We start from the raw sequence: 13,902 nt of genomic DNA, 5'->3' as shown, positions 1-13,902 counted from the left end.
GGTCTGGCGCTCGGCGCGAATGCAGGCGGGCAGCAGGTCGAGCTGGCGCTGGCTGCCGATTACGCGGGTCGCGCCCAACAAGGCGCGGCGCGCATTTTTGCCCAGCCCGGCAAAGCCGTCCTCACCGATTCCCACAACTGTTAGCCAGGGCGACATGCCGATCCTCTTGATAAACGCCGGGTTGTTCCTCCGCTACCGGGCGAAGGCCCTGCGGATACAGGTGCGCATGATAACGCGCCTTGCACTGCACCAGAGTTCATCTTTACAGGTGGTAGCCGGTTAATGCCGTTGTACCGGAGATTCGGGCCAAGATTTGCCTTCCGTGGGTTCTGAGGCAGTCGCCAGTGACAGATGATCAGCTTGAGCCGGATGACTGGCTCGCCGCCATGCAAACAGGGTATCTAGACAACCTGGTGCGGCTCGATGCTGCGGGGCAACTCACGGCGCAAGAGTTTATCTATCTGCAGCAGGTCATTGCGGTGCAACCGCAGCATGTCTATGCCCTTGAGCTTGGCGCGGACAACGGCCCGGCCGCCGATCTTGCCGGCCATTTCATCGTAACCCGGGCAGACAGCAACCCGCCGGGCGCATTCCTGTATTCCCCTCTCGGTGGATTGGAGCGCATCGCCAATTCAACCGCGCTGCGCACAACCCTCAAGCGGCGTCTGGCCGACCCGCTGGTACGTGACACTTTGCTGCGCTTTATGCCGATCGAGGTGCGTGAAGACCTGAAAAAACTGCGCTCCCTGAGGATCAGGCGGTGCTTGATTGAAGGTCTGGTATTTGAGCATCGCACACGCTCGTTGCAGGATCTGCGTTTGCACAACCTTGAGTTGTTGAGGGCGCGCCTGCTCGATCTTCCGTCCCTGCGCGGGGTGCTCAATGCACAGCTCACGCTGGCCCTGGAGCACGAGTTCCAGGGGTTGGGCCTGTCTGCTCAGACGCTGCAGGTCAACAGCTATGCGATGGCGACGAATGGCAGCCAGCCACCGTTGTCGAGCATGAGCCTTCTGGATCTGGCACTGGCGTACCTGGGCAAAGGCGAGTGGCCGGGTAATCACATCCGCGAGTATCTGAGCCCGACCGTAGCCTTCGATGCAGCTCAAGCACGATCACCCACGCTGGATGTGCGCATGTACCAGTTGGTCAGGGAAATTGTCGGGGGCATTCAGGCCGTGATGCAGCAGCAACTCGAAGCCTGGTGGTATCTGGACATAAAAGGGTTGAGCCTGAGGGTGCTGGCTGTTCAGTTTATGGGCGACCGGTTTTTCAATGGGTTGTTACAGGCTCGTCACGAGGGGCGGATTGATCCCGTGCAGTTCGATGCACTGCTGGCTGTGGGGCGCTCGCGCCTGAATGATGATCGATATGCCCATGGGCAATGGCGGCCCGCCCGGCTGTCATTGCTGGGGCAGGGGGGCGCCAGGGTAGAACTGGCCGGGCTGTTCAGTGTGTCTGTACCGGTCTCCACTCCCGAGCTGTTTTTGTTCAGCGAACAGGCTGCACTTGAGCGCTTTGACAATGACGAGACGCTCAAGGGTCAGGTGCTCGCACGGCTCAAGGAGCCCCGCGACAGAGACAACCTGCTCGGTCATGTGTCACGGGATCAGCGGCCGGTATTGCGCCTTATGCTTGACCCGGTCCTGAGTGTCGAGACCATCGAGGGTGATCTGTTCGAAAACCGTGTGCGCTCCATCATCGACAAGCAGGCGCGGGATTTTACCTTTCTGCTCGGTGCCATACGTGGCAAGGACTGTAATGTGAATGCCGTGGTGGATCACGGGCTGGATGTGCGTGCGCTGCTCGACCCACGCTTGACGGAGCCCAACCAGCAAGGGCGCTGGAGTACCCGGCTGGCGCTTGATGGCCCGGCGACAGCTGCGGCTACGGCAGGTGACAGCGCTACGTTACCTTTGATCCAAAGCAAACTGCAGGTGCTCAACGGGCAGGTAGCCCTGATGCTGCTGGGCCGGCCCGAGCTCAGGGGCTTTGCCCACCGACGGCTCAAGCAGCATCTGGCGTCGCCTGGTTTGAGCCATTTGATCCCCGGGGATCTGGTGCTGCGTATTTATGGCACCGCGGCTTTGCGCAAGCAGTTGGAGCCGTTGCGGGTTATCCCGCTGGTCGATGCGTTGCTGGATCGGGTCACAGGCTGGAGTCCGCTCCCGGTCGATGGCGCGCGAATACGTCTTGGCGTGCAAAAAAACAGCCCGGACATCAAGCCGATCCATTACCCCGATGGCGCAGCCGTCCTGGCCTTGCTCGACCGCGCTTCTGTGGGCCTCGTTGCGCAATTCATGCAGCAACTGCACGGTTTTTACTATATGGGGATGGCCGCATTGGCGGGTTCGACCGTGATTAGCCGACTGGCCCGGTTCCGGGGCTCGGCGCTGCGTTACGAGGCATTCGTCAGGCAGATGGACGGACGCCTGGACAGTAACGGGAGTGCCATTGTCAGGGCTGTGCTGGAGCATTCGACTTACCTTGCACGACGGGCGCTCAACGGGTTTATCCCCGATGTCTGCGAGCTGGCGTTAACCCTGCCCGGCAGACGCCCAAGCATCACGCTGCGCAACTGCCTTGTGATGACCGGGCGCGGTGGCACTGACAGCGTCAACTCCGGGCAAGCCGTCTTGTGGACGGCAGCCTGGAGCCTGGAATGTTTCGATTCACTGGCATCATGCCTTGAGACCTTGCAGGCCCGCTTGCGGGATCGTGTTGAACAATGGCATCTGTTGCGCTGTATCAGCTTGCGTGAGCGCGAAAGGGTGCAGGCCGCCGTTGATGTGAAATGGACTGCCAGCGTGATCGACACCGACTGGCTTGAAGCCTGCCAGCGCCGGGAGACAGAAAAACACCTCAGTGATATCGGCTTCCTGCTGGAGCGAGGTGTGGTGCAGCAGGTGTCGGCACCGGAACTGGTCAACCAGGTGGATTGCTACTGGTCGGAGCAGGCGCAGTTCAATGTTGACGCAACGCTCGCCGCCGCCCGCCAATGGCAGTTCCGTGAGGGTTTGCCTGACTGGCTCAAGCACGCGGCGACCAGTGACCAGCAAGCCTACGGTCGGATCCTGCTGCGAATTCAACAGGCCGGGAGCGAGGGGTATTCGCAAGACGTGCCCGAGCTGCTCGACTATGCCCGCGAGCGGTTGTTGGCACGCTTGAAGGCTGACTTTCCGGGCGTGGCAATTGACCCGGACAAGGTCGAAATCAGCGTGGTGCAATACAGCGGACCGGCTGGCGGAGAGATCGCCGGAGGCGCAGCAGTCTCCAGGCTGAGGCGATCGCTGACGTATTTTGCCCTGAGTCATTTTTTCAATGTGCACTCTGGCGTGCGCAGCTATCGCTCACTGGGCGAAGAACCTTTGCCTGCGGGGCTGGATGACCACTATGTGAGTGAGCTGGTGCGTTCGCTGGATCTTGGCGAAAGCTATCAGGCCCTGCTGGTCGAAAAACTCACCCCGGGCCATGAGGGTGCTGCACGGCGTCAGGGCTTGTTCTGTCAGCAGCTGCCTGCGCAGGTGCTCGAATACGCGCTGCAAGCCCGAATCAAGGGCGCATTGAGCCAGACGGCCCATGATTTCGTTGAGCATGTACTGAACAGCCCGGACTCCAAAGCCCGCGAACGCTTCAAGGGCATCGAGCTGGTTGTGCGGCCACTGGCTTTTCGCGCCGTAACCGGTCGTCATCCCGACCGGGCGCAGGGCATGTACCTGATTGGTCCGGCTGCTCTGGATAGCGGGCCGCAGGTGTTGTATGTGCTCTACGGCAAGGGGCCTGCGCTTCGAGAGTACAGCAGCCAGTCCGATTTTCTGCATCGGTTGCACGGTTCTGGAGCCTTGCAGGACGAGGTGCTGGAGCGGCTGGAACCCCGGGTTCGTAAAATTTATGAATATGGGGGATTTCGCGAGCCGCATATCGGCTATGTCGATCCGACCTTGAGCTCGCCGCAGGTGGCCAATCCTCCCGCCAGCCTCGATCCTGGTCAGTTGACCGGTAACTGCCTGAACAGGTTGTACGTCGATACCCTCAATGTGCGGCTGGCCCTGGCTCGTACCCAGGCCCGCAGCGCAGCGCAGGCGGACTGGGCTTCCCTTGTGTATCTGCTGTCGCTGCTGGCGGACACTGCTTTGCTGATTCTGCCGGGCAAGCTGAGTGTGCCCTTGATGATCTGGCAGGCCCAGACCAGTGCACAGTCAGCTGTTCAGGCCGTGGCAGATGATCGCTGGGGGCAGGCTGTGTTTGATTTTGCCACGGCGTTGTTGATGATCGCGGGTAGCCATGGCGCACTGAGGCGCACAACCGGGGAACCTCACGTCGTTGCTGCCTTCGAGGCCCCTCTGGAGACCATGACCCGTGAGCAGCAGGCCAGCTTGCGGCCCTATGCGGCTAATCATGTGTCGTTGGATAGTCTGCATGAAGACACTGGCTCCGGGTTGTTTACTGACCCCGAGTCAGGCCACCGCTTTATCGTTCTGGACGGGCAGGTGTTTCAAGTCGCAGCCTGGCAGGATCGATGGCGTATTCATATTGGTGAAGACCGCGATGGCCCTCTGGTCAAACGCAGCCCCCATCAGCGCTGGGTACTCGATCTCAAGGAACCGTTGCCAGGCGGTGGTCAGGCACTGGGCACGCGGTCGGGTACATCGGGGAGCGTTTCGTTTGGCCGGGAGCACACAGTTACGGTCCTGGGCATGCCTGCCATCGAACGTCTGCAGCCGCGCAAGGCCCAGGTGATTCGGGAGGCGCACGAACAGGCTATTCGCTATCTGACTGATTGCAGGGCGCATCTGCAATCAGTCGGCTCCGCCAGCCAGCTGAATGCCCAGACCCGGCGCTTTCTTGCCAGGGTGTTCAGTGTGAGCCAGATCGACGACCCCTTGCTCGACAAGCTCAAACGCATCGTCGACAAACTGCTGACGGCACTGCAATCCCCCGAGTTTTCACCACAGCATTCCAGCCGCTACGGCTTGTACTCACCGCCCAACCCGCGAGAAGTGGCGCGTGTTTCTTCGCTGGGCAGCGTGATCAAACGCAAGACCGTGCTTTTTTCTCAGGGTTACTTCGCCTCGGCCGACGAGATTTTCAGCCTGTCAGTGATGGGGGTGGACGGCCGCGAGTTCGACCGGGTCAAGCATTCGACGGCCACCATTCTGCTCCATGAATTCAGCCACCTGGTCATGGGCACCATTGATATCAATTATCTGGGTGTAAGCCATCCCTTCGAAGAGTTGCTGGTTCCCGAGCGTGACTGGGATGGTCAGATACGTACGCTTAAAAGGCAGATGCAGGATCACCGTTATCGTCAACTGACCACCGAAATTCGCAAGGCAGATCTTTTCAAGGAGAAGTACAGCAACCGGCGCAGTTACTTGCCCCTCCCTTTCAAGCTGGCACACAGCTTGATCCACAAGACTCGCAGCAAAAACATCGAAGAGGTGCGTGACCGGTTTTTCAGTGACCCGGTGTTTCGCGAGAGGGTGATCCTGATGAATGCCGACTCTCAGACGTTGTTGATTACCTGGCTCGGGTACTTCAAACCGGCAACTGTCGCTGTCGTTTGATCCCCCGGAAAGTGCCCGGGTATCTATGTAGTGCCGTTGTCGTCCGGGGGCGCGATAGCGTGTTGTGCATTGTCCGCAAGCGAAGAGAGATCACCCATGAAGGCAATCACTTCCACATTTAATTCCGGCTCTGCATCGAACGAAACCTTCAATGTCCGCCCGATGGCTGCTGGCAACGGCGGGCAGGCCGAGGGGCTGGTGATGCAGTTAATGAACATCGCTTCCCAGGTTGATGAATTGTTGCGGCCATGGCCTGCACCGTTTTCGTATGCGTATTCAAGGCTGGTGAAAGCGCTGGCCCGCGCGGGGCATGACGTGCTGGAGCTCGACCGTATGCGGTTACGGGTCGCTGGCTTGCGTGAGCCGGTGTCGCTGATGGAAGCATTGTTGCAACAGGTCACCGGACTACAGCCGCTGCCGCGTGATCCCGAAAGAATAGAGGCGGGCCTGCACTTGCTGGATACCCCGGATCTCAATCCGCCCAAGCCACTTTCAGGCAGTGAATTAATCAACGTCATGGATCAGGCCGCAGCGGGGTTTTTCCAGGGGTATGTCAATCAGCTCCGTGCGTTTTTCTATACTCCGGCCCCACCGCCGAGGGCCGATACGTTGATCGACAGGCTGTGTACCCTGAGGTTGGCGATGCTACGGGCCGAATTGCAGCTGATGCAATCGGGCAACCGGCTTTCAGCGGCGGACCTGGCGGTGCTGGGCGCGGTGCTGAGCCAGCCGGTGAGCGCCCGGCGTCGAGCATTGGCAGGGTTTGTTCCCGATGTGTTTGCCATTGCACTATCAATAAATGGCGCACAGGCCGGGCTGGATATCGTCAACTGTCTGTTGTTCACCGAGCGCGGTGGTCAGCAGCCTGCAACTGCCGGCCGGGCCATATTCTGGAGCCCGGGTTCGGGGTTCGAAGGCTTTGCGTCGGTGGGCGAGTGCACCACCCAACTGCAAGCTCGCCTGGCGGACAAGGCACGGCGCTGGGAACTGCTGAGCCATGTCAGCACGGGCACGCAGCCGCAGGTTACGGCCTGGCTGGACAGCACCGCTAACGGGAAAATTGGCGGGCTTCAATTCGAACGTGTTGAACACGACTTTGTCCGAGAGACCCAGCTACGGGCTATTGCCAAGGTGCTGGCGGACGCCGGCTTTGCCTGCCGTACGGCTCAAGCCATCCCCTTGTCGGCGCAAGCCTTTGAAAATCTTATCCACAGTGAACTGGTACAAGGTCGGGCAGGGCTGGTGTTGGAGCCTGTGGTTGAAATGGCGCGCCTGCAAGCGTTTGAGGCGGCAATACCGCAGTGGTTGAAAAACGCCTCGAAGGCAGACAAGTTGGCTTATGCCGGGTTGTTGCAGCGCTATCCAGGGGCAGGGCAGGAACAGCAAAACTACCTGCATGATATCCCGCCGCTTGCCGAGTACGCCCGCGCGTTACTGAAACTGCGTCTGGAGCTCGACTTCGCGGGGCAGGCGCCAGACCCGGATGCGATCGAGGTGGTGATCGACACCTATGTGCCTTCCCCGGTACCGGTTGGTAGCACGCCCTCTTTTTTGCCAGCGGCGACGACGCGCACTGTTCAGACCCTCACGCAATTTTCGCTTAACGGTTTTTACCGGCTCAATGCAGGCGCGATTTCCTTGCGAGCCCCTAATGGCAGTGCGTTGCCGACGGCCTTGAATGCGACGTATGTAAAACGACTGACCCGACAACTGGAAATCGGCGCGCATTACCGTGCTTTGTTGCAAGACAAGCTGGCGCCCGGAAAACCGGGGGTGACCTTGCGCCAACAACAATTCTCCGAGCAGCTCTCGCTGCAGGTGATGGAACAGGCCCTGCGGGAAAAACTGATCGACCCTGGCCAGGAGATGGCGTATCGGTACATACAGCAGGTCATCAACATGCCAGATGGAGCGGCCCGCCTGACGTTGGACAGAATGCCGATCATCGTCCGGCCATTTGAGCTGGTAGCCGAGCCCGAAGCCGATCCTGATCGGGCCAGGGGGCTCTACATCATTGGGCCTGTGGAGTCAGGCGCCGGGCCGCAGATCCTGTGGGTCAACTACAGCGAGCGCTTTACATTCAAAGCGTACAACAACGAAGCCGCCTTGCTCGACGACCTGCGTATCAACACGGACCTGCAGGCGCTGGTGCTCCAGCGTCTTGAGCCCGAGGCCCGTAAAACCTACAACTATGGCGGTTTTGTGGAGCCCCATATCCCGCAGTATGTGGACGCGTCCCTCGGCAGTTTCATGCTCAGGCCGGCCCCCCCGACCCTGGCGCCAAGGCCCATCGCGGGCAATCTGTTTGAACAGTTGTATGTCGACAACTACCACCTGTTGCTGGACATGGCCGCCGCCCAGTCGAAGACCTCCGCCGAAGCCGACTGGGAGTCATTCAAATACCTGTTTTCGTTGATTGCATCGACTGCGTTGATGTTTTTGCCTGCCAGGCTGAGTATTCCCATGGTGGTCTGGCAAACGGCGGGTTTTGTGCAGCAGGGTTTCGAGGCCGCGCAAAAAGGCGAGTGGGGTGAAGCCGTGGCTGATTTTGCCTCGTCGCTGGCACAGATAGGCAGTGGTTATCTGACACTGCGCCAACTGAAAACAGTGACTCCGACAGTCTTGCGTCAGCCGCAGTCCGAAGTGGCGGTGCACCTCACGCCTGAGCAGGAGATCGGCCTGCAACCTTTTCAGGCCAATGATGTGGCCTTGCTGGAGCTCAAGCAGGACAGCCTGACCCGGTTGTACCGTCACCCGGGCACAGGTCTTCACTATGTGCTGCTGGGCGGGCATGTTTTTCAGGTGCAGGCCTGGCGCGAGCGCTGGCGCATTTTTATCGGAGAAGGCCGCGAAGGGCCGCTGGTGAAAATCAACGAGCGTGAGCATTGGGAGCTTGATCTCAAGGAACCGTTACTGGGGGGCGGCCCTGTACTGTCGACCACGGCTTCGATATCCGACCGCCTGACCCATGAGATGCAGGCCATCGGCATGGCCAGCATTGAGCGGCGTTTTCCTGACAAGGCACAGGCCATTCGCGAGGCCCATGCCCAGGCCGTCACCTACCTGCAGCGCAGTCAAAGCGCCCTGCACACCTTGCTCGAACCGGGGACGCAGAATGCCCGGAACCGGGCGTTGATACAGACGTTCTTTGATGTGGAGCACGTTGATCAGCCGTTGCTTGACCGACTCAATGAAACGATCGGGCCCCTGCTTGCGAGGTTTTTGCATCCCGATCTGTCGCCGCTGACTTCCAGTAAATACGTGGTCTGCCGCTCCCGGTTCAACGACAAGGCCGTCGCCTGGATTCACCGCTGGGATTTGCACAAGCGCCTGTACTTGAGTGAGCATTTTTTCAGCACTCTATTTGAAACACCCAACGCCTTGAGCCAGGCATTTGTGAAAGCCACCCAGCCACCTTTCAGGACCAACGTGCATTATCGGGCGGCCTTTATGCTGCATGAGATCAGCCATCAGGCGCTTGATACCGAGGACATCAACTATCTGAATCCCGGCTTTCCTTACGAGGACCTGCTGGATGAATCAACCCCCCTGGGCAGCCAGATCAAGTCGTTTAACCAGATCGTCCAGAGTTGCCATTCACCCTATATCTCGACCGAGCACCTGTTTCAGCAATTTGATCCTGAAGAGCGCACCTGGGCGGATATACCCGCTAACCCGGGCAAGGCCAAAATCAAGGCGCTTAGCGGTGTCAGGACCCTTGAGCAAGCGCGGCCGATCTTTAAACACGATGCTCGTAAACGCATTGACCTCATGCTGGCCAATGCCGATTCCGTGGTGTTGTTGATCACCCGTCTGGGCCGGGATCATCCACAACTGCCCGAGGTTAATACACGGGAGTAGTCATTCCGTCCGGCAGGCTTTTCATGCACTCGCCCAAAGCAGGCATAATGCGCGACCTGCAATAGCGTATTGCCTGCTCTGGATAGCTCCTTGAACTTGCCACCTGAACTTTCTGTCACGACGCCTGTGCGCCCTTCGGCTTGCCCGGGGTTACTGCGTATCGTCCAGGCAATGGATGGCGGTATCTGTCGGGTCAAGCTGGATGGCGGCGCGATTAACGCCGATCAGGCTCGCACGGTGGCAGATGTGGCTCAGCGGTATGCCAGTGGTGTGATCGAAGCGACCAACCGTGGCAATTTGCAAATCCGTGGTGTGGGGCCGCAACACAGTGCATTGATTGCGCCCTTGCTGGCGGCCGGGCTTGGGCCTGCTACTGCCGCCAGTGACGACGTGCGCAACTTGATGCTCAGCCCGAGTGCCGGCATTGATCTGCAGATGCATATCGATACGTGGCCGCTGGCCCGGCAGATACTGGCCAGCCTGCAAAGCACGCCAAGGTTCACCGAGCTGTCGGCCAAGTTCGCCGTGCAACTGGATGGCGGCGAGGCCCTGGCCATGCTGGAGCATCCGCATGATCTGTGGTTGTCGGCATTTGTGCGTAATGGCCAGACGCTGTTGGCTTTTGGCCTGGCCGGGTGCCCGGCGCACGATTGCGCGTTGGCAGCCGTACCCGTGGAGTACGGGCATGAGCTGGTGTTGGCCGTGCTGATGCAGTTTCTGGATCTGGCGCGACCTGAGCAAACCCGCATGCGTCATCTGCTGGAGGAGGTCACCACTGAGTCATTTGTCGGGCAGCTGGCACAGCGAATCAGCGTGGCACTGTTGCCTGCTGGCGACTGGCAGTGCAGGGCCATCTCGGCGTCCATGCACCTCGGCATTTGGCCACAGCAAGCGCCTGGTCGGGTCTATATCGGCGGGGCGCCGGCACTGGGGCGGCTGGATGCGGCGATGCTCACGGGGTTGGCCGAGCTGGCCGAGCGCTACGGCGATGGCACTTTACGGTTCACGCCATGCCAGAGCGTCTTGTTGCCCAACATAGCGGCCGCTCAGGCCGCAGCGGTGATGAGCCAGTTGATGGTGCTCGGCTTGATCGTAGAGGCTGGCAACCCGCTGGCGCATCTGGTGGCCTGTACCGGCTCCAGTGCCTGTGCCAAAGGGCTGGCCGATACGAAGCAGGATGCCCGTCAGTTGGCCGCGTTGCTGCCAAAGCCTTTGAATATTCACCTGACCGGCTGCCAGCGCTCCTGCGCGGCAGCCCACATCGCGCCGGTCACTTTACTGGCCGTGGCGCCCGGTCATTACGACCTCTATTTACGCACCCCGGAGCACGCCGGTTTTGGTGTTCTGCGCGAGCGCAATCTTACAATTGAAGCGGCGGGTGCCTGGCTTGAGGCCCGCCAATGGAGCAACACCGATGATTGATTACATCCGCGATGGTCAAGAGATCTATCGCAATTCGTTCGCCATTATTCGTGCCGAGGCCAACCTCGACAGCATCCCGGCGGACCTCGAAAAACTGGCCGTGCGTGTGATCCACGCCTGCGGCATGGTCGATGCCATTGAAGACCTGCGTTTTTCGCCGGGTGCCGGCAAGGCTGGGCGTGATGCGCTGGCGGCAGGTGCTGCCATTCTGTGCGATGCGCGGATGGTTTCCGAAGGCGTCACCCGTACCCGTTTGCCAGCCAACAACCCGGTGATCTGCACCCTGCGCGAAGAAGGCGTACCTGAGCTGGCGCTGGAGAAGGGCAACACCCGTTCGGCGGTGGCCCTTGAGCATTGGCGCCCGTACCTGGAAGGCAGTGTGGTGGTGATCGGAAACGCGCCCACCGCGCTGTTTTACCTGCTGGAAATGATCGATGCCGGCGCTCCCAAGCCGGCACTGATCCTGGGCTTCCCGGTGGGCTTTGTCGGCGCCGCGGAATCCAAGGCCATGCTTGCGGCAGACAGCCGTGGCGTGCCGTTTGTGATCATGCAAGGCCGCCGTGGCGGTAGTGCGATGGCGGCTGCGGCCGTCAACGCCCTGGCCACGGAGATCGAGTGATGGCACAACCAGGACGTTTGATCGGTTTGGGCGTAGGCCCCGGCGACCCTGAGCTGATCACGGTTAAAGCCCTGCGCCTGCTGCGCGAATCGCCGGTGGTGGCGTATTTCGTGGCCAAGGGCAAGAAGGGCAATGCGTTCGGCATCATCGAAGCCCATCTGCAAGACGCGCAAACCCAGATGCCGCTGGTGTACCCGGTGACCACCGAGGTGTTGCCGGAGCCGTTGTCCTACGAGCAGGTGATCAGTGATTTCTACGATCAGGCCGCGGTTGAAGTGGCCGTGCATCTGGATGCCGGCCGTGATGTGGCAGTGATCTGCGAAGGTGATCCGTTCTTCTACGGCTCCTATATGTACCTGCACGACCGTCTGGCCCAGCGTTTTGAAGCACAAGTGGTACCGGGCGTGTGCTCGATGCTGGGCGGCGCTTCGGTATTGGGCGTGCCGTTGGTGTATCGCAACCAGAGCCTGTCGGTGCTCTCGGGTGTGCTGCCCCACGAAGAACTCAAGTCGCGGCTGGCGGTTGCCGATGCGGCAGTGATCATGAAGCTGGGGCGCAACTTTCATAAAGTGCGCGAAGTGCTGGGCGAGCTGGGGCTGGCCGAGCGGGCGTTGTATGTCGAGCGCGCCACCATGAGCAATCAGAAGATCGTGCCGCTCAATGAAGTGGAACCGATGTCTTCGCCGTATTTCTCGCTGATTATCGTCCCAGGCGAAAGGTGGCAGGGTTGAGTCGCCCGGCACCGGCCATTGTCATTCTGGGCAATGGCAGCCTGGACACTGCACGCCGTATCCAGCAGTTGCTGCCCGGCGCTTCTGTCCTCGGGCTGGCAGGGCGGGTAGACGGCGGTGATCGCAGTTACAGCGATTTCGGCGACACCTTGCGTCAGCTTTATCAGCAGGACACGCCGATTATTGCGCTATGCGCTGCGGGTATTGTGATCCGCACGCTGGCGCCGTTGCTGCTGGAAAAAGGCGCCGAGCCACCGGTACTGGCGGTTGCCGAAGACGCCAGCGCGGTGGTGCCGTTGCTGGGCGGGCTGGGTGGGGTGAATGATCTGGCGCGGGTCATTGCGGCGGGTCTGGGCATTGCTCCGGCGATCACCACCAGCGGCGAACTGCGCTTTGGCACCTGTCTGCTCAATCCGCCTGCGGGCTATGTGCTGGCCGATCTGGAGCTGGGCAAACGCTTTGTTTCGGACCTGCTGGCCGGCGAATCAGTGCGTATCGAAGGCGATGCGCCTTGGCTGGCGCGGGCGCAACTGCCCGAAAGCGGGCAGGCGCGTCTGGCGATCCATGTGGGCAGCGCCGAGCGCCTGCCAGTGGCAGACGAGTTGCTGATTTATTCGCGCAATGTACTGGCGCAGGTGTGTGCCGAGGTTTCGCCACAGTCAATCCTCGAATCGTTGTACCAGGCCGGGCTGGCACGTCAGTCGCTGGCGTGCATCGTCGCACCGGAAACCTTGATGGCCAGTGCAGCGCTGCGTGAAACGGCCCTTGAGCTGGCGGTTCCGTTGCGGTTTGTGGGCAGCGATGCAGCGTTGCTGCCTGTTGCCTGGTGTGAACCGGGCAATGGCGTGGTGCTGGGTGTTGCCGCGGCGCCGCTGGAACCTGAAACGATTGGCCGGGCCCGTGGCCGTCTGGCTGTAATTGGCCTGGGCCCCGGCGCTGCCGAACTGATGGTGCCTGCGGTCAAGGCCGAGCTGGCGCGGGCCAATGATGTGCTGGGTTATGAAACCTATGTGCGTATGGCTGGCCCGTTCCGCGACGATCAGGTGATGCATTGCACCGATAACCGCGAAGAGATGCAGCGCGCCCGCCACGCCTTCGAGCTGGCGGCGCAGGGGCGTTCGGTGGTGGTGGTGTCTTCGGGGGACCCTGGGGTTTTTGCCATGGCCGCGGCCGTGCTCGAAGCCTTGCATGAGTCTGTGGACCCGCAGTGGCACAGCGTCGATCTGGAGATCCTGCCGGGTGTGTCAGCTTCACTGGCAACGGCCGCGCAGGCCGGGGCGCCGCTGGGGCATGACTTCTGCGTGATGTCGCTGTCGGACAACCTCAAGCCGTGGAGCATTATTGAGAAGCGTCTGGACCTGGCTTGCGAGGCGGATCTGGCGTTGGCGTTCTACAACCCGATTTCCCGTTCACGGCCATGGCAGCTGGGCGTTGCGCTGGATATCGTCAGGCGCCATCGCACGCCGCAAACGCCGGTGGTGCTGGGTCGTGACATTGGCCGTCCGGGCCAGACCCTGCGCACCCTGACCCTGGGCGAGTTGACCCCGGAGCAGGTGGATATGCGCACCATGGTGCTGGTGGGGTCGTCGACGACGTGCACCTTTGCTCGTGCTGACGGCATGCAATGGGTGTACACGCCGCGCTGGTATGGCGAAAAACCCTGAGCCCCGTGGGGGCGAGCCTGCTCGCGAAGCGGCTGTCAGAG

6 protein-coding genes and 1 pseudogene are annotated in these 13,902 nt (G+C 60.7%); 6 read left to right on the top strand and 1 reads right to left on the bottom strand.

The genetic code is table 11. The features are described 5' to 3' along the window. Positions 1-156 (bottom strand): annotated as a pseudogene (locus GHO03_RS16365) (cobalamin biosynthesis bifunctional protein CbiET); the annotation flags it as partial. A 188-nt stretch (positions 157-344) separates the two neighbouring features. Here GHO03_RS16365 and GHO03_RS16360 point away from each other — a divergent pair. The 6 genes from GHO03_RS16360 to cobJ all read left to right on the top strand — a co-directional run bounded on the left by GHO03_RS16360 (position 345) and on the right by cobJ (position 13,861). Then, positions 345-5,564, top strand: a complete 5,220-nt coding sequence (locus GHO03_RS16360) for a dermonecrotic toxin domain-containing protein (RefSeq protein ID WP_153400194.1) — start codon at positions 345-347, stop codon at positions 5,562-5,564. 96 nt (positions 5,565-5,660) lie between these two features. Continuing rightward, positions 5,661-9,425 (top strand): dermonecrotic toxin domain-containing protein, encoded by a 3,765-nt coding sequence (locus GHO03_RS16355; protein WP_153400193.1) that lies wholly within the window; start codon positions 5,661-5,663, stop codon positions 9,423-9,425. A 90-nt stretch (positions 9,426-9,515) separates the two neighbouring features. Continuing rightward, positions 9,516-10,847 (top strand): precorrin-3B synthase, encoded by a 1,332-nt coding sequence (cobG, locus tag GHO03_RS16350; protein WP_306108798.1) that lies wholly within the window; start codon positions 9,516-9,518, stop codon positions 10,845-10,847. After that, positions 10,840-11,466 (top strand): precorrin-8X methylmutase, encoded by a 627-nt coding sequence (locus GHO03_RS16345; protein ID WP_016783380.1) that lies wholly within the window; start codon positions 10,840-10,842, stop codon positions 11,464-11,466. The genes cobG and GHO03_RS16345 overlap by 8 nt, the downstream gene beginning before the upstream one ends. After that, complete coding sequence (locus tag GHO03_RS16340; RefSeq protein ID WP_086798974.1) at positions 11,466-12,197, top strand: precorrin-2 C(20)-methyltransferase; 732 nt, start codon at positions 11,466-11,468, stop codon at positions 12,195-12,197. Before GHO03_RS16345 ends, GHO03_RS16340 begins: the two co-directional genes overlap by 1 nt. After that, on the top strand, positions 12,194-13,861 hold the full coding sequence (gene cobJ / locus GHO03_RS16335; RefSeq protein WP_133144726.1) for a precorrin-3B C(17)-methyltransferase: 1,668 nt from the start codon (positions 12,194-12,196) through the stop codon (positions 13,859-13,861). Before GHO03_RS16340 ends, cobJ begins: the two co-directional genes overlap by 4 nt. Positions 13,862-13,902: the final 41 nt, after the last annotated feature.

The sequence above is a fragment of the Pseudomonas sp. FSL R10-1339 genome, assembly GCF_009600545.1.
Taxonomy (GTDB): Bacteria; Pseudomonadota; Gammaproteobacteria; order Pseudomonadales; family Pseudomonadaceae; genus Aquipseudomonas; species Aquipseudomonas bubulae.
Note: the sequence above shows the minus strand (reverse complement) of the source record. Positions and strands in the feature narration are given on the sequence as shown.